Raw genomic sequence first — 20533 nt, forward strand, 5'->3', positions numbered from 1 at the left:
TCCTAGAGGAGCGCCACCCCGGGGGCACGGGCGGACGAGGGCGACGCCTGCCCTTGGACGATGCGCGACATGGTTCGGTGCCAGATCCCGGCGTCGAGGAACGGCTCGCCTCCCGCCTCCGCGTATCCCAGGCGCCGATAGAAGCCCATGGCCTGGATCTGGGCGTCCAGGGTGATGAGGCCCTCCCGCCCCGCCGGTGTGCGACGCGCCACCAGGTCGTGGATGGCGCGGACCAGCGCGGCCCCCGCCCCGCTCCTCCGCGCCTCGATGCGCACCGCGAGGCGCCCGAGGTGGTAGTGGTCGTCTCCGTCGGGGATCAGGCGGACGACGCCGAGCGGGCGCTCGGTGCCGTCCTCCAGGGCGACGAGGTGGACGACGTCGTCGCGGAAGTCCCGGGCGTCGATCTCCAGGACCGGCTCCACTCCCTGCTCGACGACGAACACGTCCCAGCGGATGGCGATCTCCGCCATCCGCAACTCCCGGGAGGTCGCCTCCACGACATGCACGGCGCTCACGCCGGTCCTCTCCTCAGCAGGTCCAACGCATGCTGGAGGTCCTCAGGGTACGGCGAGCGCACCGTGAGCGGGAGCCCGGTGCGCGGATGGGCGAAGGAGAGCTCGACGGCGTGCAGCCACTGGCGGCCGAGTCCGAGGCGGCGGGCCTGGACCGGGTCCGCCCCGTAGAACACGTCACCGACGCAGGGGTGGCGGATCGCGGCCATATGGACGCGGATCTGGTGGGTCCGCCCGGTCTCCAGGTGGACGCGCAGCAGCGCGGCGCCGGGCACGAGCTCCAGGGTGTCGTAGTGCGTCACCGCCCTCTTCCCGCCGTCGATGACCGCCATGCGCCACTCGCGCGAGGGATGGCGCCCGATCGGCGCGTCGATGGTGCCCGAGTCCGGGTCGGGATGGCCCGCGACCACCGCGTGGTAGATCTTCGTGACCGTGCGCTCCCTGAAGGCGCGCTTCATCACCGAGTAGGCGAGCTCAGACTTCGCGACCATCATCGCCCCGGACGTGCCGACATCCAGCCGGTGGACGATCCCCTGGCGCTCGGGCGGCCCCGAGGCCGAGACCCTGAAGCCCGCCGCCTCGAGGTTGCCCAGGACCGTGGGGCCGGACCATCCGGGACCCGTGTGGGCGGCCACGCCGACCGGCTTGTCCACGACGACGATGTCCTCGTCGTCGTAGAGGATCGCCATGCCGGTCACGGGCGGGGGCGTGCGGTCGGGCGGGGGGATCACGACCTCGACCAGGGAGCCAGCCTCCAGGCGGTCGGACTTGCGCACGACCCGGCCGCCGACGCGCACGTGCCCGGAGGCGACCAGGTCCTCCACCCTGCTGCGCGACAGCCCGAGGAGGCGCGCGAGGGCGGCGTCGACGCGCTCGCCCGCGAGTCCCTCGGGCACGGGCAGCAGGCGGGCGTCACTCATCGTCGGCGCCCTCGCGCCCCCCACGCGGGCCGGCGGTCGCGTACATCACGGCCAGCCACAGGGCGGCGACGACGATCCAGACGTCGGCGATGTTGCCCACGAACCACCCGTTGTAGTTGATGAAGTCGACGACGTGCCCGCGTCCGAAGGCCGGGGGACGGATCAGGCGGTCGATGAGGTTCCCCACGGCTCCGCCCCCCAACAGGCCGAGCGCCGCGGCTGTGGGCAGGTGGGCGATGCGCGGGGCGCACACGGCGATGCCTGCCACGATCGCGGCGGAGAGGATCGTGAAGATCCAGGTCGCGTTCGCTCCCAGCGAGAAGGCCGCGCCGGAGTTGCGGACGAGCTGGAGGGTGAGGGCGTCCCCGACGAGCGGGCGGGTCTCCCCCTCCGCGAGCGCACCCACGGCCCAGTGCTTCGTCGCCTGGTCGGCGGCGGCCGCAGCCACCGCGACGACCAGCATCACCGGCCATCCGCGCCGACGCGCGGGAACCTCAGTCACGGGCACCTCCGGGTGACGGGCGCAGGCCCGTGGGACACTGTGCTGCTGGGCGCGGCTCGGCCGGCCGCCTCGTCAGTTCTCCGGGCCCTGGTTGACCTGGGCGAGGAGGCTCTGGAGATGCTCGCGGATCGAGGTGCGGTAGTCGCTCTCGAAGTTGCGCAGCTCGTTGATCTTCGTCTCGAGCAGGCCGCGCTCCTGGTCGAGCTGGGCCAGGATGCGCTCGTGCTGGCGCTGGGCGTCGGCGACGATCTCGTCCCCCTTGGAGCGGGCCTCGGCGATGATGCGCTCGGACTCCTCGCGGCCGTCGCGCACGTACTCGTCGTGGACGCGCTGGGCCAGGGCCAGCATCGAGGTCGCCGACTCCGACTCGGAGGCCGGTACCTCCTGCGGGGCGGGAGCCTGGACGACGGCGGGCGCCGGCTCGGCCTCCGGGGCCGGGACCGGGACCGGGGCTTCCTGGGGAGCCGGAGCGCCCGAGGAGAGCTCCGCGATGCGGCGCTCGGCCGCCTCGAGCTTCTCCTTCAGATCCTGGTTCTCGACCTGAAGGGCGTAGATCGTGCCGACGACCTGGTCGAGGAACTCGTCGACCTCGACCTGGTCATACCCCTCGCGGAACTTGACGTACGTGAACTTCTTGTTCAGGACGTCCTCTGTCGTGAGAAGATCCATTGCCTCACCCTTCGCTGCTCACTGGGCCCGAGCCCTGCTCGGGACAGGGACCCAGGCGTCCGGCTCACCGGTTGGGACCGATGACTTTCAGTCAGACTATTCGAATGATAGTCGACACGTGTGCACCTTCGGCAACTGCTTTCACACGCGTCACACCGACACGGCCCGTGCCGGGGGAGATCCGCCCCCGGATCAGCCGGTCTGCCCCATGACCTGCAGCAGCCCGCCGAGCCACTGGACGACGATCACCGCGAGGAAGAGGACCATGAACCCCACGTCGAGGGCGATCCCTCCCCCCAGGCGCAGCGGAGGGATGCGGCGGCGCAACGCCCGCAGGGGCGGGTCGGTCAGGGCGTAGACGACGTTCGCGACGACCAGGATCACTCCGGAGGGACGCCACTGCGGGGACAGGATGCGGACCCAGTCGATGACCATCCGCACGAGCATGACCAGCAGGTACAGGCCGGCGGCCGCGCGGATCAGACCGCCGAGGATGACCAGGGCCATGGCTCAGCCCTGGTTGAACAGCGCGCCGCGCCGCGCGCCCGTGATGTCGCCGCTCACCTCGACGGTGTGCGGCGAGAGCAGGAACACGCGGTTCGTCACGCGCTCGATGACGCCGTGGAGGCCGAAGGTCAGGCCGGCGGCGAAGTCGATGACACGGCGGGCCTCGGCCTCGGACATGTCCGTGAGGTTGATGATGACGGGCACGCCCTTGCGGAATGACTCCCCGATGGGCAGCGCGTCGTTGTAGGAGCCGGGATGCACCGTGACGATGCGGCTGAGGTCCGCCGCCGGAGCGGCCGCCGCGCGCGGGCGATCGGCCTCGCGCCTGAGGGGGCTGACGACGCCGGAGTCCGCCGGGTCCTCCTCAGCGACCTCGTCGAAGGCCCCGAAGCCCTCCTCCTCGGACTCGACGTCCTCGGGGGAGTACCAGCCCATGAACCTCCGCGCCCTGTTGCCGAACGAGTCACCCATCTGCGTCTCCTCACCTGCCTGAGATCCCGTGGTGTCACGCTAACGCACCGGCGGGCGCCGCTCGGGGCGGCGCGCTCGGCATGTCGCTGGTCGGGCGCGCCGCCCGGCGAACGCCCGTCATCCGCTCCGCTGTCACCGCGCGGGCGCGATCACCCCGGCCTGGCGGCCGCAGGCGGGGTCGCGCCGGTAGGAGTGCAGGACCGGGGTCTCGCGCGTACAGGCCCCCACGGCCCGGACGGCCCGGACGTCCACGCCGAGCCCGGCGAGCTCCTCGCGCGCCGCGGCGGGCAGGTCCAAGGAGGCCGTGCCCCATGAGGTCGTCGCCCACGCGGCCGGATGGGTGCGGGCGACCTCGGCGCGCAACGAGTCGGGGACCTCATAGCAGCGCCCGCAGATCGCGGGCCCGATCACCGCGTGCACCTCGGCGCTCTCCCCGCGCAGGGAGCGCAGACGGGCGACCGCCTCGGTGAGGATGCCCCCGGCGAGCCCCCGGCGCCCGGCGTGCACGGCGGCGACGGTCATCCCGTCGGCGGTGGCCAGCAGCACCGGTAGACAGTCCGCGACCACCACGGCCACAGCGGGCGCGCCGGGCCAGTCGCGCGCGTCGACCACCACCCCGTCGCACTCCAAGGGGCCCCACTCCGGGCCCTCCCACCGTCCGGCGTCAGAGCCGGACACCACGTCGACGCGCGTCGAGTGGGTCTGCGCCATCCACACGACCGCCCGGCCGAGGCGCCGCGAGAGGCCGGCCCGCCGGCCGTGCACCAGGGCCGGATCGTCGCCGACGTTCAGAGCCAGGTTCGCGCGCAGGGAGCCGCCGCCCGGTCCGGCCGCGGTGAGAAGGGCCGGAGCGGCGCCGAGAAGAAGACGCGTGTCCATGTCCGCCGGTCAGCGGAGGAACTCCGGGATGTCGAGATCGTCGCCGCCGGCCTCGTCCTCGTCGAAGATGCGCGGCACCTCAAGGGATTTGTCCTCCTCGCGGGCCTCCCGGCGCGGCGGGGCGGGCGGGGGGACATGACCCAGGGGCAGGGACCCGGTGCGGGTGGGCACCTCGGGCACCGCGCGGTGGATCCCGTGTCCGCTGCCCGTCTGGGGCAGCGTGCCCAGTGGGCGCGACTCCTGCGGGACGGCAGCCGGGCGCGCCGGCTCCATCGCGGAGGGGGCCGGGGCGGGGACCGCGGCCGGGGCCGGCGCGGCCGAGGACTGGGCGGCGGGTGCGGGCGGCTCGCCCGAGTCGTCGAAACCGGCGGCGATGATCGTCACGCGGATCTCGTCGCCCAGGGAGTCGTCGATGACGTTGCCGAAGATGATGTTCGCCTCGGGGTGGGCGGCCTCGCGCACGAGCAGGGAGGATTGGAAGATCTCCTGGAGCCCCAGGTCCGAGCCGCCCTGGAAGAACAGCAGCACGCCATGCGCCCCGTCGATCGAGGCCTCCAGCAGCGGGGAGGAGATCGCGGTCTCCACGGCGCGCAGGGCGCGGTCTTCGCCGGTCGCGGAGCCGATGCCCATGAGCGCCGATCCCGCGTCCTTCATGACGGACTTCACGTCGTTGAAGTCGACGTTGATCAGGCCGGGGGTCGTGATGAGCTCGGTGATGCCCTGGACGCCGGAGAGCAGCACCTGGTCGGCGGCGCGGAAGGCGTCCAGCACCGAGATGTTCTGGTCCGAGATCTCCAGGAGCCGGTCGTTGGGGATGACGATGAGGGTGTCGACCTCGGAGCGCAGGGCCTCCACCCCGGCGTCGGCCTGGGCGGCGCGGCGGTTGCCCTCGAAGGAGAAGGGCCGCGTGACGACGCCGACGGTCAGTGCCCCCGCGGTGCGGGCGATCTTCGCGACGATCGGGGCGCCGCCCGTGCCCGTGCCGCCGCCCTCCCCGGCGGTGACGAAGACCATGTCGGCCCCCTCCAGGGAGTCGGCGATCTCATCGGAGTGGTCGTCCGCGGCCTGGCGGCCCACGGCCGGGTCCGCGCCGGCCCCCAGGCCGTGGGTGAGGTCCCGCCCGATGTCGAGCTTCGTCTCGGCGTCGGACATGAGCAGCGCCTGGGCGTCCGTGTTCACGGCGATGAACTCGACCCCCTTGAGGCCGACCTCGATCATCCGGTTGACGGCATTGACGCCGCCGCCGCCGACGCCCACGACCTTGATCACTGCCAGATGGTTCTGCGGTGTCGCCACGTCATCCCCCAACGCCTCGTCAACCTTCAAGCTCTGCTTCACGGTTCAGGTTGAGCCTGCCCTCTGCCGGGAAGAAGGTAGGGAAGCCCGGCCCGTCCTTCAAGGCCAGCCCCGGGCGTGTCGGGACACCGCGCCTCATGAGGTCACCGGGCGCGTCGGGACGGAGACGTCATAGGTCGTCGCCGGCCGCTGGGCGAGCAGCACCGCCAGCACGCGGGCCTTGAGGTCGGAGTCCTCCTCGGTCCCCCACCGCACCGTCTGCCCGCCCGCCAACGAGAGCGTGACCTGCGCGCCGTCGGAGGAGATCGTGCCCACCTGGGCGCGCAGGTCCTCGGGCAGGGCCGCCCACACGGTCCCGATCTGACCGGCCGCCTGGGTCCGCGCCTGCGCCTGCCCGTCGTCGGGCAGGACCGCCAGCGGCAGCCCGTCGGGCCTCTCCGCCTGCTCGCCCACCACGACCCCCTGGTCGTCGACCAGCTGGACGCCGCCGTCCGCAGACACGGCCATGGCAGCGGTCCGCACGGTCACGCCGACCCTCACCCCGTCCGGCCAGTCACGCGCCACCGTGACGTCGCGCGCCAGGGGCAGGGCCGAGACGGCGCGGGCGACCTCGTCGGTGTCCAGGAGGACCAGCGGGGTGCCCTCGAAGGGCTCGACCGCGGCGCGCACCTCGTCGGCGGACAGGGCGCCCGTCGCACCCTGGACCTCGACGGCGTCCCCGCTCAGGCGGAGGAGGGGGGAGGCGAACACCGCCCACACCACGACCGCGACGGTGCCGAGCATGGCGACGAGGACCGCCGCGCGGACGGCCCTCAGGTGCCGGCGGGCCCGGCGGCGCTCCTCCAGGCGGGCGGGCAGACCCTCCGAGACGCCCTCCTCGTGGGATCCCAGGATCTCCGCGGCGTCCGCGGCGCCGACCGGCCCCTCCATCCGGACAGGGTGGCGGACGCGGGCGACCTCAACGCGCCGGCGCCCCGCCGCCTTCTTCTCCTCCGTCCGCGTGCGCGGCTGCGGGGCTCCGTCCCCGACTCCGGGGGCCCGCCCGCGCTCGGCCTGCTCCCCCGCGGACCGTCCGGTCCCCTCGGGGGAGGCCGTGCTCCTCGGACGGGGCGGTTGCCTCACGCCTGGTCCTCCCTGCGCCACTCGTCGAGGACGTCGTCGCCGACCGTCGTGATGTCGCCGGCGCCCATGGTCACCAGGATCCCTCCGTCGCCGGTCAGGCGCGCGCCCGCCCGGGCGGCTTCGTGAAGGTCGGGCACGAGCCGCGCGCCGGGCAGCCGGTCCGTGATCAGGGAGGAGTCGACGCCCTCGATCGGGTCCTCGCGCGACCCGTAGATGCCGGTGACGACCACGGCGTCCGCGGCGCCCAGGGCGCGAGCGAAGCGGTCCGCGAAGGCGCGGGTCCGCGAGTACAGGTGCGGCTGGAACACGACGGTCACCGGCCCGTCCCCGGCGACCAGCCGGGCCTCCGCCAGGGCGGCGGCGACCTCGGTGGGGTGGTGCGCGTAGTCGTCGAAGAGGCGCCGCGAGCCCACGCGCCCACGCGCCTCGAAGCGCCGGGCCGTCCCGCGGAAGGCGGCCAGCGAGCGGGCCATGAGTTCCGGGGCCACGCCCAGCGCCACGCCGGCCGTCCACGCCCCCGCCGCGTTGAGCACGTTCTGCGCGCCCGGGACCGACACGGTGAGCCCGACGCGCTCGGCGCCGTCGACCAGCGCCGCCCGGGACCCCGAGGAGGATTCCCGGACCTCCTCCACGCGCACGTCGGGAGCGGGATCGCAGCGCTCGGGCCGGCCGTAGGTGCGCACCGCGCGTCCGCTCGCGGCGGCCGCGAGCGCCAGGCGCCGGGCGCCCGCATCCTCTGCGCAGCACACGAGGACGCCGCCGGGGCCCAGACGGTCGGCGAAGTCCGCGAAGGCCTGCTCGAAGGCCTCCCGCGTGCCGTAGTGGTCGAGGTGGTCGGGCTCGACGTTCGTCACGACCTCCACCGCGGGGCTGTAGTTGAGGAAGGACCCGTCCGACTCGTCGGCCTCGGCGACGAACACGTCGCCGCGCCCCAGGAGGGCCCCGGCCCCCAGTTGGGGGACCACGCCGCCGATGGCGGCCGAGGGGTCCATGCCGGCCTCGCGCAGCGCGATGACCAGCATCCCCGAGGTCGTCGTCTTCCCGTGGGCGCCGGCCACGGCGACGAAGCGCATCCCGGAGGCCGCCAGCGCGAGGGCCTGGGAACGGTGGAGGACCCGCTGCCCCCGTCCCCGCGCGCAGGCCAGTTCCACGTTCGAGTCGCGCACGGCGCTCGAGACGACGACCACGGCCCCGGGCGGCACGTTCGCCGCGTCATGGCCGACGTGGACGTCGACGCCCAGGGATCTCAGGTGGTCGAGGGCGGGGCCGTCGGCCTGGTCGGAGCCGCTCACCCTCATCCCGCGGTCCGCCAGCAGTTCGGCGACCACCGACATCCCCGCCCCCCCGACGCCGATGAAATGGAACGCCCGGTCCGTCATCTGTCCTCTTCCCTCCGTCGTCATGCCCCGATCAGGCCCAGCACCAGGTCCGCGAGGGCGCCCGCGGCGTCGGTGCATCCCAGCGCCGCCGACGCCCGCGCCATGCGGCCCAGCTTGTCGGACGCCAGCAGCGCGAACACGCGTTCCACGACGACCTGCGGCGTGAGGTCGGCGTCCGCCACCAGCTCGGCTCCGCCGGCCGCCACGTGGTCCGCGGCGTTGAGGCGCTGTTCCCCGTTCCCGATGGGCAGGGGCACATAGACGGCCGGCAGCCCCAGGGCCTGCAGCTCGGCGACGGTCCCCGCCCCCGAGCGGCACACCACCAGGTCGGCGACGGCCAGCGCGTCCTCCATGGTCACGAGGTAGTCGAGGACCCTCCAACGCTCGCCCGCGCCCGCCCGGGCGACGGCCTCGCGGACCTCCCGATCCTTGCCGCGCCCGGTGAGGTGGAGGACCTGCGCGCCGGGCGGCAGCGCCGGGGCGGCCCGCGTCACCGCCTCGTTGAGGTGCTGGGCTCCCAGGGACCCGCCCGTCACGAGCAGCGTCCGGGCCCCGGCGTCCAGGCCGAGCCGGGCGGCCGCCTCCCGGCGCGCCCGCGCGCTCCCCTGGGGGGTCGCCCGGGCGCGGGCCAGGGAGGCGATCGCGGGGCGCAGCGGCAGGCCGACGGTGACGGTCCGTCCGCCGCGGGCCCGCAGCGGCGTCGAGGCGAAGGTGAGGGCCACCACCGCGGCCGTCCGGGCCCCCAACCGGTTGGCCAGGCCGGGGCGGGCGTTCTGCTCGTGGATGACGACGGGGACGCCCTCGGCCCGCGCCGCACGGTAGGCGGGTGTGGACACGTAGCCGCCGAAGCCCACCACGGCGTCTGCGCCGCGGATCGCCTGGCGGGCCTGCCTCTCGGCGCCGCGGAAGCGCGCGGGCAGCGTGAGCAGGGCCGGCGTCGGGCGGCGCGGCAGGGGCACGCGGGGGATGGCGACCAGAGGGTACCCGGCACCGGGGACCAGCTCGGACTCCAGCCCCTGCGCGGTGCCCAGCACGACGATGTCGCACCCGCGCGAGCGCAGCTCGCCGGCGGTGGCCAGCAGCGGGTTGACGTGGCCTGCGGTTCCCCCGCCCGCCAGGACGACTCTCGGGCTCATGGGCGTGCCTCCTTCGGTGTCGCGGGCGCGGCCCGGTGCGCGCCGGGGCGTCCCGGGCTCCTGCGTCGGGGCGGGCGGCGCGGGTCGCGGCCGGCAGGTCCCTCAGCGGGCGAGCCGATCATCCGCATCCCGGCGTCGGCGCGGGCGAAGGACGCGACGATCCCGACTGCGCACGCCGTGAACAGGAAGGAGGATCCGCCGTAGGACACCAGCGGCAGCGGGACCCCGATGACGGGGCCGATCCCCGTCACGGACATGATATTGAGCAGGGCCTGCGCGCCGATCCATGCGGCTACTCCGCCGCTGGTCACGCGCGCGAACCCGGAGGTGCTCTCCCGGCACACGCGGATCATCCCCCACACGAGCAGCCCCAGGCACACGAGAACCGTCAACGTCCCCAGCAGGCCGAACTCCTCGCCGATGATCGCGAGGACGAAGTCGGTGTGGGCGGCCTGGAGGTACTCCCACTTCTCCCGGGAGGCCCCGGGGCCCAGGCCCAGGAGACCTCCCGATCCCAGGGCCCACAGGGCGTGGTCGATCTGCTCCGGAGCCGTGGTCGACCGGGAGGCGCCGTGTCCGGGCAGGACGTCGATGACGCGCTGCAGGCGCGTCGGGTTCTGCACGATGAAGAAGGCCAGGGCGGGCACGGACGCGCCCCCCAGCACGGCGAACCACCCGCCGGGCAGCCCAGCCACCCACAACGCGCCAAGCGCGCAGGCGAAGACGACCAGCGCGGTCCCCAGGTCGTGCCCCAGCATCACGGCGCCCAGCGCCGCCAGGACCGGGAGCCCCGCGGTGGCCGCCATCTGGCGCCAGTCGCGCAGGCGGGCGCCGGGCCGGGCCAGCGAGGCGGCGAGGAACAAGGCGAGCGCCAGCTTGAGGAACTCTGAGGGCTGGAGGAGCGTCGGCACGCCGGGGATGTGGATCCAGTTGCGGTTGCCCCCCTCCGTGGCGCCCAGCGGCGTGACGACCAGGCACTGGATGATCAGCGCCGCGAGGAAGACCCAGGGGGCTCCGCGCGACCAGATCCGCTCGGGCACCAGCTGGACGACGGCGGCGCAGGCCAGCGACACCACGATGATGAGGAGCGGGCGCAGGAAGGCCTCATAGGGGCTCGCCCCCGCCGCGATGTTCGTGACGGCCGAGGCGGAGAACGCCATGAGCAGCCCGAAGCCGCACAGGATGAGGGCGGGGATGACGATCAGGTAGAACGTCGCCACCGGAGACGCGGCAGCGGGATGCGCTGTCCCGAACTCGACGCGCGGAAGCCGCGGACGCCGGCGCAAGCCGCTCACGTCCGCTCCCCCCACTGCTCGGCCAGGCGGCGGACCGCTCCCGTGAAGGCGTCCCCGCGCTGGCCGTAGTCGTCGAACTGGTCCCAGGAGGCGCAGGCGGGCGCGAGGACCACCGTGTCCCCCGGGCGTGAGAGGCCCACGGCCTCGTTGACGACGGAGAACATCCAGTCGGGATGGGCCCCGACCTCGACGACCGGCGCGGACGGGGCGAAACGCGCCAGGGATGAGCGCAGGGGCTCCCGGTCGACGCCGATCAGGACGACGCCGCGCAGCAGCGGCGCGACGCGCTCGACGAGCCGGTCGAAGTCCTGGCCCTTCGCGTCCCCTCCCGCCACCCAGATGGCCGTGCCCGGCCGGATGCCCGCCAGGGAGGCGGCGGCGGCGTGGGCGTTCGTCGCCTTCGAGTCGTCGATCCACAGCAGGTCCGCGGCCCGGCCGATGACGGCGCGGCGATGGGCCGCCGGGTGGAAGTCCCTCAGGCCCTGGGAGACGGCGTCCGGGGCCGCGCCGTGGGCCCTCGCCAGGGCAGCGGCGGACAGGGCGTCGGCCAGGAGGGCCGGTGAGGGATCGGCGCCCGCGATGTGGGCGAGGTCGGCGAACGAGGCGAGGTGGAGGGCCTCGTGACGCCGGTTGTCCAGGAACGCGCGGTCGACGAGGGCGTCCTCGACGATCCCGACCTGCGAGACATCCGGCGCGCCCAACGTCGTCCCGATCGCTCGAGCGCCCTCGACGACGTCGGCCTCCTCGACCATGCGCTCGATGCGGGGGTCGGACGCCGGGTAGACGCACGCGAGGCGGGTGCGCTCGTAGACGCGGGCCTTCGCCTGCGCGTAGGCCTCCTCGCTGCCGTGCCAGTCCAGGTGGTCGGCGTCGACGTTGAGGCACACGGACGCCTGCGGGGACACCGTCAGGGCCGTCGCCAGCTGGAAGCTCGACAGCTCGACGGCGAAGACGGCCGCCTCGGAGTCGACGGCGCGGGTGATCGGCGTCCCGATGTTGCCGACCTCCAGGGCGTCCTCCCCAGCCGCGCGCAGCATGGAGCCCAGCATCCCCACGGTGGTGGTCTTGCCGTTCGTGCCCGTCACGGTCAGCCAGGGGCGCCCCGCGTGGGGGCCCGACTCCTGGAGCCGCCAGGCCAGCTCGACCTCGCCCCACAGGGGGAGGCCGGCGGCGAGGGACGCCCGCCACACGGGCGTGTGCGGGGCGACGCCCGGGGAGACCACGACGAGCGCCGGGCCCATCGCCACCACGGCGTCCGCGATCTCCCGGTCCCCGGGGACCACGCGCACCTCGACGTCCGTGATCTCCTCCCCGTCCGAGTCGGAGCGCTCGCGCTGGTCGAAGGCGACGACCTCGTACCCGCGCGACGCCAGCGCGTGGGCCGCCCCCCGGCCGGAGCGCCCCCACCCGACGACGGCGACGGGTCCCGCGATGCCCTCCATCGTCGCGCTCACAGCTGTGACGCCCATTCCGCGTAGAACAGCCCGATGCCGATGACGGCGAACAAGGCGGCGATCAGCCAGAACCGGATGACGATGGTGATCTCCTTCCACCCCTTGAGCTCGAAGTGGTGGTGGAGCGGGGCCATTCGGAAGACGCGCTTGTGCGTGAGCTTGAAGACGCCGATCTGGATGACGTCGGACATCGTCGTGACGACGAAGAGCCCGCCGATGACGACCGCGAGGAACTCGGTGTTGGTCAGCACGGACAGACCCGCCACGGCCCCTCCCAGGGCCAGTGATCCCGTGTCGCCCATGAAGATCTGGGCGGGCGAGGCGTTCCACCACAGGAACCCGGCGAGCGCCCCGACCAGGCCCGCGCAGAAGACGGCGAGCCCCAGGGGGTCGCGCGTCGCGTAGCAGTTCGCCTGGTTGATCGTGGGCCCCCAGCACGACTGCGTGTTCTGGAACAGGGCGATGAGCATGTAGGCGACGAACACGAAGATCGAGGACCCGGTGGCCAGCCCGTCCAGACCGTCGGTGAGGTTGACAGCATTCGACCAGGCCGCGACCAGGAAGTTCACCCAGATCACGAAGAGCACGGCGCCCACGGCCGCGCCGGCCCAGGCGAGATCCACCGATGTCGGCCGCGCCACGGAGACGGACGTGGATCCAGGGGTGATCCCGTGGGCGTTCGGCCGGGTGAGCGCCAGCACCGCGAACACGGTGCCGACGGCGATCTGGAGGATGACCTTCGCCCCGGCGTGCAGGCCCAGGGAGCGCTCCTGGCGGATCTTGATGCCGTCGTCGAGCAGGCCGATGACGCCGAGGCCGACGAAGAGGAGGACCAGGAGCGTGGACGACCAGTCCGGCCAGTGCCCGTTGAGCAGCGAGCCCGCCAGCCAAGCCAACACGGTCGCCAGGATGAAGACCACGCCGCCCATCGTGGGCGTGCCGCGTTTGGCCAGGTGCTCCGTGGGGCCGTCCTGGCGGATGAACTGTCCGAAGTGGTGGGCGACCAGGAAACGGATGTAGAGCGGGGTGAGCCCCAGAGAGAGCACGAGGCCCACGGCGAAGGCGACGATGACGCCGATCATCGCGCACCCCCCGCCTGCACGAGGGCGTCGGCGACCCGCCAGGCGCCCGATCCGTTCGATCCTTTGACCAGGACCACGTCCCCATCCTCCAGTATTCCGCCGACGAGATCGATCGCCGCCTCCGGGGTGTCGACATGCGCGGTGCGCCTGCCTCCGAGCTCCGGGCCGGCGAGCGCTCCGGCGCCCGGGCCGAGGGCGACCACCACGCCGATGCCGAGCTCCGCGGCGCGCAGCCCCGCCTCGCGGTGCAGCCGATCGGCGTCGGGGCCCAGCTCCAACATCTCGCCGAGCACGGCGACCATCCGCCGTCCTCGCGACAGGGAACGCAGCGCCTCCAGGCCGGCCCTCATCGAGTCCGGGTTCGCGTTGTAGGAGTCGTCGACCAGGGTGACGCGGCGCCCGTCGAGGACCAGGTCGGAGACGGCCATGCGGTGGGGGGAGAGTGGGCCTGCGGCGGACAGGCCCGCGGCCGCCTCCTCCACACCGATCCCCAGGACGTGGCAGGCGCCCGCCGCGGCCAGCGCGTTGCGGACGTGGTGGCGGCCGACGAGACGCAGCCGCACCCGGGCCGTCCCGTCGGGGGCCTCCAGCGTGAAGGAGGCCCGGTCGTCCTCGTCCACGTCGATGGCGCGCGCCCGGATCTCGGCGGCGACCCCCTGGCAGGCGGAGAAGCGGACGACGGGGCCGGGGGCGAGGGGGACCATGCGCATGACCATGTCGTCGTCGGCGTTGAGGACGGCCGTGCCCTCGGGCCGGAGCCCCTCGACCAGCTCCGCCTTCGCGGCCATGATGCCCTCGCGGGACCCGAACCCGCCCAGGTGGGCGGTGCCGACCATGAGCTCCACGGCCACGTCGGGAGCGGCGATGCGGGTGAGGGAGGCGAGGTCGCCCGCAGCTGAGGCGCCCATCTCGAGGACGAGGTGGCGGGTGGCGGCGTCCGCCCCGAGCACGGTGAGGGGGACGCCGACCTCGTTGTTGAAGGACATCCGGGGCCACACGGTGGCGGCCCGGCGCGTGAGGACCTGGGCCAGGAGGTCCTTCGTCGTCGTCTTCCCGGCGGAGCCGGTGATCGCGATGACGTCGAGGGGGCCCTCGCGGCGCAGGTCCTCCAGATGGGCATGGGCGAGGGCGCCCAGCGCGGCCGTGGACCCGGGGACCACGATCTGGGCGAGGCCGGCTCCGGGCACCTCGTGCTCGACCAGCGCGCAGACCGCGCCGCGTCCGGCCGCGGAGGCGACGAAGGAATGGCCGTCGGCCCGCTCGCCGCGGCGCGCGACATAGAGGCTGCCGGGGGACGCCTCGCGGGAGTCGGTGACGACGGGGCCGCCCACCGTCACGTCGTCTCCGAGCAACCGGCCGCCCACTGCCGTGGCGATCCAGCTCGCGCGCCTGTCCATCGTCCTCCCTCCGGGGGCCAAAGGGTCCCCTGGTGCGGATCTCCGCTCATTCATCGGGGCTGGTCGGATACAGATCCGCAGGCGTCGTCGAGGCCGGGATGGCCAGGCTGCGCACCGCCTGGGTCACCGCCTCGCTGAACAGCGGCGCGGCCGAGTCCGAGGACAGCGTTCCGACCTTGGGATTGTAGAGCACCACGGCGACCGCCAGTTTCGGCGACTCCGCGGGCACGATCCCCGCCACCGTGGAGACCACGATGGACTGCCCGTCGACGACGATGTCGGCTGTGCCGGTCTTCACAGCGAGCCGGTAGCCGTCCACCCGGGCGGCCTGTCCGGTGCCCGTGTCGGTGTCCACGGTCGACTCCATCATGCGGATCAACTCGGAGGCGGTCGTCGCCGACATCGCCTGGACGGGCGTGACCGGGTCGGGGGTGCCGACCGTGCCGTCGGGCAGGGTCCACGACGTCACCAGCCTGGGAGGGACGCGCACTCCGCCGTTGGCGATCGTCGCCATCAGCGTCGCCTCCTGGAGGGCCGTCATCATGTAGGACTGCCCGAACATCGAGACATAGCGGTCCCGCCCCGCCCACTTGTCGGGAGTCTGGAGGACCCCGGCGGACTCGCCCGCCAGCTCGACGCCGGTGGACTGCCCCAGGCCCAGGGCCTGCATCATCTCGTAGCGGTCCTGGTCGGTGACGGTCTGGCCGACCAGCACGGACCCTGTGTTCGAGGACTCGGCGAGGATTCCCGTCGCGGTGAGCTGCTCGGTCTCGTGCTCGTGGAAGTCCGTGATGGGCTCCCCCTGGTCGGGCAGGTCCGTGAGGGCGTACGGGACCGTGAAGACGGTCGTGGGGGTCACGGTGCCCTTCTCCAGCGCCGTCGCCATGGTGATCACTTTGCCGACCGAGCCGGGCTCGAAGGCGTACTGGACGGCGCGCGCCGTCTGGGGCGCGGCGTTGTCGGGCTCGACGGAGTCGGAGTCCGCCATCACGAGGATGTGCCCCGTCGAGGGGTCCGTGATGACCACGGCGCCCCAGTCCGCGTCGTGCTCGGCGACCCGGTTGTCGAGGATCTCCTGGACGGAGTGCTGGAGATCTCCGCGCAGCGTCGTCGCCACGGTGGCCCCGTCCGTGGGCTCGACCGTGGTCTGCTTGCCGCCGGGCATGATCGCCCCATTGGGCGCGATCTCGAACGCCTCCTCGCCCGGGGTCCCGGTGAGGAGGTCCTCCATCGACGCTTCGAGGCCGGAGGAGCCGCTCCCCTCCGCGTCGACGGTCCCGATGAGCGGCGCTGCCGTGTTGCCGTTGGGATAGGTGCGCTGGTAGACGGCCTCCCACTCGATCCCGTAGATGTCGAGGGCGCGGATCTTCCGGTAGGTGACGGCGTCCACGTTCTTCTTGAGGTAGGCGTAGGTCTGGTCGCCCACCATCATCCCCCCGAGCTCGACGGCGTCGATCCCGAGCAGGGAGGACAGCTGGCGGGCCGCCTCCGCCGGCCCGCGCCCCACCGTGACCGTCGCCGTCGTGCCGTCGGCCTGTTCCTGGGTCTCGGTGTGGACGTACTGACGGATGTTCCGCTGGTTGACGGCGATATGGTAGGTCTGGATCGAGTCGGCCAGCACCATTCCCGTCGCGTCGACGATGGAGCCTCTGCGGGGATTGACCTGGGTGGCCGAGGTGCGCACGGCCTGCCCCTCTGCGGCGAGCGTCGGCCCCTCGACGATCTGGAGCTGGAAGAGCCGTGCCGCGCACACCAGCAGCGCCACGGTGACGACCACCAGGATCCACCGGGCGCGCCTGGCCTGTGTCATGACGGTCGGCCCCCGCTCATTGCGCGGCCTCGCCGCCCTCGACGGTCCCGGCCTCCAGCGAGATGAAGCCGGTGGGTCCGGCGGGCACCATCCCGTGGGCGCGGGCCGCCTCCTCCAGGGCCACGGGGGAGCTCACCTGCTGGAGCTGGGACTGGAGGGACCAGGCCTCCGCGTCCAGCTCATTGAGCTGGAGCTGCTGATCGCGGATCTCGAAGGAGGTCTCCGCCATCTGGGTGTTGATGACCATCGGCGCGATGATGGAGATGAGAAGCACCAGGAGCGCGACGACGGCGAGCGGGACCGCCGACCTGACGGGAAGCGTGCCCTCGACGACCCGGAGCTCGGGGACGGCCGGGGCGCGCAGATGGTCGGGGCGCGATGTGGGGCGCGTCCGCGCCGCGGAGCTGGCGCTCATGGGCGACTCCTCCAGGGTGAGACCACTTCGACGGCGCGCAGCCGGACCGACGCGGAACGGGGGTTGCGGGCGAGTTCGCGCTCATCGGCGCGCGCGGCGCCCCGGGTGAGCAGCCGCAGGGGCGGTTCGAGTCCCTCGGGCACGATCGGGAGGCCGGCCGGCGCGCGGTCCTCGGAACCCTGTCGGAACACCGTCTTGACGATGCGGTCCTCCAGGGACTGGTAGGACTCGACGACGACCCGCCCGCCGACGCGCACATGGGCGAGCGCGCGTGGGAGGGCGTCCTCGAGGAGGCGCAGCTCGTCGTTGACGGCCACGCGCAGCGCCTGGAACGTCCGTTTCGAGGGGTTGCCGCCGGTGCGCCGGGCCGGGGCGGGGATCGAGCCGCGCACCAGGTCCGCCAACTGCGAGGTCCGCGTCAGCGGGCGCTCACGGCGTTCGGAGACGATGGCCCGGGCGATCCGCTGCGCGAAGCGCTCCTCGCCGTAGTCGCGCAGGATGCGCGTCAGCTCGCGTTCGTCCGCCGAGGCGAGGAGGTCGGCGGCCGACGGGCCGCCGGTCGGGTCCATGCGCATGTCCAGCGGGGCGTCATGGCTGTAGGAGAACCCCCTCTCGGCCTCGTCGAGCTGGAGGCTGGAGACGCCGAGGTCCATGAGCACGCCGTCCACCACACCCTCGCGTCCGTGGGCCGCGGCGACCTCGTCGACATGGTCGTAGGTGGTCCTCACGGCGGCGAAGCGCTCCCCGAACGGGGCGAGACGGCGTGAGGCGAGCGAGATGGCCTCGGGATCGCGGTCGATGCCGACGACCCTGAGGCCCGGGAAGCGCCGGAGCGCCCCCTCGGCGTGTCCGCCCATCCCCAGCGTCGCGTCCACCAGCACGGCGTCCGACGAGGCCAGAGCCGGAGCCAGGAGATCCAGGCACTCCTCGAGGAGGACGGGGACGTGGAGGTCCCGCGCGGTGCGCTCTGCGCCCATCCCTCACCTCCTGGGTGTCCGTCGGGCCGGCCGGGACGCGGACCGGGGTCCCCCACCGCGACCTGCCGTCGGGGAAGTGACGTCAGGGCAGCGGGCGGAGACCCCGGTCGGCGCTCAGAACATGCCGGGAATGATCTCTTCTGCGGTGTTGGAGAACACGTCCTCCTGGACGGCGAGGTACTCGCGCCAGGACTCGGCGTTCCAGATCTCGGCTCGGGAGCCTGCGCCGATGACGGCGAGGTCGCGGTCGAGCCCTGCGTAGGCACGGAGATCGGCGGGGACGACGATGCGCCCCTGCTTGTCCGGAACCTCCTTGTAGGCGCCCGAGAGCATCACGCGGATCCAGTCGCGCGCCTGTTTCGAGGACAGCGGCGCGCGGCGCAGGTCCGCGGTCATGGACTCGAACTCCTGGGCCGGGAACGCGTAGACGCAGCGTTCCTGACCGCGGGTGAGGACGATCCCTCCCTCCATGTCGTCACGGAACCGGGCAGGCAGGATCACACGCCCCTTGTCATCGAGCCGGGGCTCGTACGTGCCGAGGAACATGCGCCACACCTCCCCCACTCCGTGGCCGGTTGCCCCACTTTAACCCACTTCCCCCCACCAGATCGCGCAAAGAGCGGAATTCGGCGTGGCTCGTCCGGAGAATTCCCTGGAATTCCCACAGATCTACCCGGTGGAGCGTGGTGGAGGGAATTCGGCGGGGACGGTGCCGGCGCGTCGCCGCGCCCGCCTCATCGGGGCGATGCGCCCGCCGTCAGGCGGTAGCGGCCGCCACGCGAGGATCCCGCGTCTTCGCAGGTCGGATCCCATTCCGATCGTGACGGGCGTCCGTGGCCGACCGGAGCGGCCGATGAGATGGAGCCACGGGTGGGGCGAAGTGGGGAAGGCTCGCCGCCCGGCGCGAGCCGCTCTCGGCCCTGACCGCGGTCAGCGCGAGGGAAGGCCGTCAGCGCGGCCTCAGACGCGGCACGCCGGCGGAGGAAGGCGTCAGGAATCCTGGCGCTTGTCCCAGCGGTCCTCCTGGCGGGCGACGAAACGCGACCATCCGCCGCCCCGGCGCGATCGGCGGCCGCCGTCCGTGTGGAGGGCGAGCATGACCCCGCCGACCATCATCGCGAAGCCCAGGATCCCCAGGAGGATCGACCAGATCGAGTATCCGATGGCGACCCCTGCCAGGACGACGCCCAGACCGGCGACGGCCAGCACCGCGCCCGCCGCGACGCGACGCGGATCCAGCCGTCCGCCGGAGGCGGGCGCCCGGGTGCCGTCGGACGGATGGGAGGACATCGTCGAGGCCAGATCCGGGTCCGCGCGGCGGAGGTCGTCCTCCATCTGTTGGAGGACCTCCCTCTCATGCTCCGAGAGTGCCACGTCACACCTCCTGCGCCGGGACCGGTCAACGAGTCGGTTCCATTCTAGTGCCCCGGGAAGACCCAGGACCATTCGTCGCGGTCTCCCCCGCCCCATCCGACTCGCCCAGCAGCGACGCCGGACGGATCGCTCCCCCTCCGAAGCGGCTCACTACCGCGTCCATCGCCCGTTCGGCCGCCAAGGGGCGCCGATCATCGTCCAGGGTCACGGCGATGCCACCGGCGCGGGCCTGGAGGTTCTCCGCGCGCACGCCGAACAGGCGGACGCCGCCGGTGGGCATCGGCTCGCGGGCGAACAGCGCGGCGGCGGCGCGCGCGATCTCGCGGCCGACATCCGTGGGCGCGGCCAGAGTGGTCGAGCGCGTCACCGTGTGGAAGTCGGCGTCGCGCATCTTGATCCCGACCGTCCACGCGACCAGCCCCGAGGCGCGCAGGCGCCTCGCGCACTGGTGTGCGGCGCCGAGGATGAACTGCTCGATCTGGGCGCGATCGGAGACGTTGACGTCGAACGTGGACTCCGTTCCCACCGACTTCTCGGCGCGGCCCGGCGTCACCCGGCGCGGGTCGATCCCCCAGGCCTGGTCGTGGAGATGATGCGCCAGTGCCGGTCCGAACAGCCGGGTGAGGCGCCCGACATCGGCGCGCGCCAGATCGCCGACCGTGTCGATCCCCTCACGTTCGAGCACCTGCCCGGTGCGTCCCCCGACGCCCCACAGCGCGCCGACGGGCAGACCGTGCAGGAAGTCGACGGTCGCCCCGGCCGGGACCAGCAGCAGTCCGTCCGGCTTGGCATGGGAGGAGGCGATCTTCGCGACCCCCTTCGTCGCGGCGATGCCCACGGAGGCCGGCAGGCCCACCTCGGCGCGGATGCGGCGACGCAGTTCCCGGCCGATCCGGACGGGCGGCCCGAGCCGAAGGCGCGACCCGGAGACGTCGAGGAACGCCTCGTCGATGCTGACCTGCTCGACCAGGGGCGTGACCTGGCCCAGGATCGCCATCACGCGGCGCGAGTACTCGCCGTACACGCCGTGACGCACCGGGACGAATCGGGCCGCCGGGCACAGCGCCCGCGCCCGGCCCGTCGGCATGCCGGCGTGGACGCCTGCGGCGCGGGCCTCATAGGTGGCCGAGGTGACGACGCCCCGCGTGCCCATTCCGCCCACGACCAGCGGGCGGCCGGCAAGAGACGGATCCTCCGCCAGCTCGACGGAGGCGAAGAAGGAGTCCATGTCGACGTGGAGCACGGGCGTCGCGGAGTCATCCGCCCCCCAATCGCGACGGGCGCGCCCATCCCGTGGCGCCTTCGACATGCGCCCCACCTCCGCTCGTTTCCATCG

The 20533-nt window shown here is 73.3% G+C and carries 21 protein-coding genes; all 21 read right to left on the reverse strand.

The annotated features are described in order from the left end of the window. Positions 1 to 2: 2 nt before the first annotated feature. The 21 genes from ACFQWG_RS06360 to dinB all read right to left on the reverse strand — a co-directional run bounded on the left by ACFQWG_RS06360 (position 3) and on the right by dinB (position 20506). A complete protein-coding gene (locus ACFQWG_RS06360) occupies positions 3 to 515 on the reverse strand; it encodes a GNAT family N-acetyltransferase (RefSeq protein WP_380973287.1) in 513 nt (170 codons plus the stop codon). Further along, a complete protein-coding gene (locus ACFQWG_RS06365) occupies positions 512 to 1432 on the reverse strand; it encodes an RluA family pseudouridine synthase (RefSeq protein ID WP_380973290.1) in 921 nt (306 codons plus the stop codon). Before ACFQWG_RS06365 ends, ACFQWG_RS06360 begins: the two co-directional genes overlap by 4 nt. After that, on the reverse strand, positions 1425 to 1934 hold the full coding sequence (gene lspA / locus ACFQWG_RS06370; RefSeq protein ID WP_380973293.1) for a signal peptidase II: 510 nt from the start codon (positions 1932 to 1934) through the stop codon (positions 1425 to 1427). The genes ACFQWG_RS06365 and lspA overlap by 8 nt, the downstream gene beginning before the upstream one ends. 72 nt (positions 1935 to 2006) lie before the next feature. Continuing rightward, positions 2007 to 2603: a DivIVA domain-containing protein gene (locus ACFQWG_RS06375; RefSeq protein WP_380973296.1), complete on the reverse strand. Its 597-nt coding sequence runs from the start codon at positions 2601 to 2603 to the stop codon at positions 2007 to 2009. Positions 2604 to 2795: 192 nt separating this feature from the next. Further along, positions 2796 to 3110 (reverse strand): YggT family protein, encoded by a 315-nt coding sequence (locus ACFQWG_RS06380; protein WP_380973299.1) that lies wholly within the window; start codon positions 3108 to 3110, stop codon positions 2796 to 2798. 3 nt (positions 3111 to 3113) lie between these two features. After that, positions 3114 to 3581, reverse strand: a complete 468-nt coding sequence (locus ACFQWG_RS06385; RefSeq protein WP_380973302.1) for a cell division protein SepF — start codon at positions 3579 to 3581, stop codon at positions 3114 to 3116. 132 nt (positions 3582 to 3713) lie between these two features. After that, positions 3714 to 4460 carry a polyphenol oxidase family protein gene (locus tag ACFQWG_RS06390; RefSeq protein ID WP_380973304.1) on the reverse strand — a complete coding sequence of 249 codons (747 nt, stop codon included), beginning with the start codon at positions 4458 to 4460 and terminating at the stop codon, positions 3714 to 3716. Between the two features lie 9 nt (positions 4461 to 4469). Continuing rightward, on the reverse strand, positions 4470 to 5756 hold the full coding sequence (ftsZ, locus tag ACFQWG_RS06395; protein ID WP_380976261.1) for a cell division protein FtsZ: 1287 nt from the start codon (positions 5754 to 5756) through the stop codon (positions 4470 to 4472). A 135-nt stretch (positions 5757 to 5891) separates the two neighbouring features. Next, positions 5892 to 6878 carry a cell division protein FtsQ/DivIB gene (locus ACFQWG_RS06400; RefSeq protein ID WP_380973307.1) on the reverse strand — a complete coding sequence of 329 codons (987 nt, stop codon included), beginning with the start codon at positions 6876 to 6878 and terminating at the stop codon, positions 5892 to 5894. Next, positions 6875 to 8281 (reverse strand): UDP-N-acetylmuramate--L-alanine ligase, encoded by a 1407-nt coding sequence (gene murC / locus ACFQWG_RS06405; RefSeq protein WP_380973310.1) that lies wholly within the window; start codon positions 8279 to 8281, stop codon positions 6875 to 6877. The genes ACFQWG_RS06400 and murC overlap by 4 nt, the downstream gene beginning before the upstream one ends. After that, positions 8278 to 9393, reverse strand: a complete 1116-nt coding sequence (locus ACFQWG_RS06410) for a UDP-N-acetylglucosamine--N-acetylmuramyl-(pentapeptide) pyrophosphoryl-undecaprenol N-acetylglucosamine transferase (protein ID WP_380973313.1) — start codon at positions 9391 to 9393, stop codon at positions 8278 to 8280. Before ACFQWG_RS06410 ends, murC begins: the two co-directional genes overlap by 4 nt. Next, entirely contained in the window at positions 9390 to 10688 is a 1299-nt protein-coding gene (locus tag ACFQWG_RS06415) for an FtsW/RodA/SpoVE family cell cycle protein (RefSeq protein ID WP_380973316.1), read from the reverse strand. The genes ACFQWG_RS06410 and ACFQWG_RS06415 overlap by 4 nt, the downstream gene beginning before the upstream one ends. Then, positions 10685 to 12157, reverse strand: a complete 1473-nt coding sequence (gene murD, locus ACFQWG_RS06420; RefSeq protein ID WP_380973320.1) for a UDP-N-acetylmuramoyl-L-alanine--D-glutamate ligase — start codon at positions 12155 to 12157, stop codon at positions 10685 to 10687. The genes ACFQWG_RS06415 and murD overlap by 4 nt, the downstream gene beginning before the upstream one ends. Beyond that, positions 12139 to 13224: a phospho-N-acetylmuramoyl-pentapeptide-transferase gene (mraY, locus tag ACFQWG_RS06425; protein ID WP_380973323.1), complete on the reverse strand. Its 1086-nt coding sequence runs from the start codon at positions 13222 to 13224 to the stop codon at positions 12139 to 12141. Before mraY ends, murD begins: the two co-directional genes overlap by 19 nt. Further along, the gene (locus tag ACFQWG_RS06430) at positions 13221 to 14621 is read right to left on the reverse strand and encodes a UDP-N-acetylmuramoyl-tripeptide--D-alanyl-D-alanine ligase (RefSeq protein WP_380973326.1); all 1401 of its coding nucleotides are present in this window, start codon (positions 14619 to 14621) and stop codon (positions 13221 to 13223) included. Before ACFQWG_RS06430 ends, mraY begins: the two co-directional genes overlap by 4 nt. Before the next feature lie 46 nt (positions 14622 to 14667). After that, complete coding sequence (locus ACFQWG_RS06435; protein WP_380973329.1) at positions 14668 to 16431, reverse strand: peptidoglycan D,D-transpeptidase FtsI family protein; 1764 nt, start codon at positions 16429 to 16431, stop codon at positions 14668 to 14670. Between the two features lie 16 nt (positions 16432 to 16447). Next, positions 16448 to 16846 carry a hypothetical protein gene (locus tag ACFQWG_RS06440; RefSeq protein ID WP_291496121.1) on the reverse strand — a complete coding sequence of 133 codons (399 nt, stop codon included), beginning with the start codon at positions 16844 to 16846 and terminating at the stop codon, positions 16448 to 16450. Further along, positions 16843 to 17823 carry a 16S rRNA (cytosine(1402)-N(4))-methyltransferase RsmH gene (gene rsmH, locus ACFQWG_RS06445; RefSeq protein WP_380973332.1) on the reverse strand — a complete coding sequence of 327 codons (981 nt, stop codon included), beginning with the start codon at positions 17821 to 17823 and terminating at the stop codon, positions 16843 to 16845. Before rsmH ends, ACFQWG_RS06440 begins: the two co-directional genes overlap by 4 nt. 114 nt (positions 17824 to 17937) lie before the next feature. Then, positions 17938 to 18369, reverse strand: a complete 432-nt coding sequence (gene mraZ / locus ACFQWG_RS06450) for a division/cell wall cluster transcriptional repressor MraZ (protein WP_380973334.1) — start codon at positions 18367 to 18369, stop codon at positions 17938 to 17940. 444 nt (positions 18370 to 18813) lie between these two features. Then, positions 18814 to 19197, reverse strand: a complete 384-nt coding sequence (locus ACFQWG_RS06455) for a DUF3040 domain-containing protein (protein ID WP_380973337.1) — start codon at positions 19195 to 19197, stop codon at positions 18814 to 18816. 25 nt (positions 19198 to 19222) lie between these two features. Then, positions 19223 to 20506: a DNA polymerase IV gene (dinB, locus tag ACFQWG_RS06460; RefSeq protein WP_380973340.1), complete on the reverse strand. Its 1284-nt coding sequence runs from the start codon at positions 20504 to 20506 to the stop codon at positions 19223 to 19225. Positions 20507 to 20533 lie beyond the last annotated feature (27 nt).

The sequence above is a fragment of the Schaalia naturae genome, from assembly GCF_042665795.1.
Taxonomy (GTDB): domain Bacteria; phylum Actinomycetota; class Actinomycetes; order Actinomycetales; family Actinomycetaceae; genus Pauljensenia; species Pauljensenia naturae.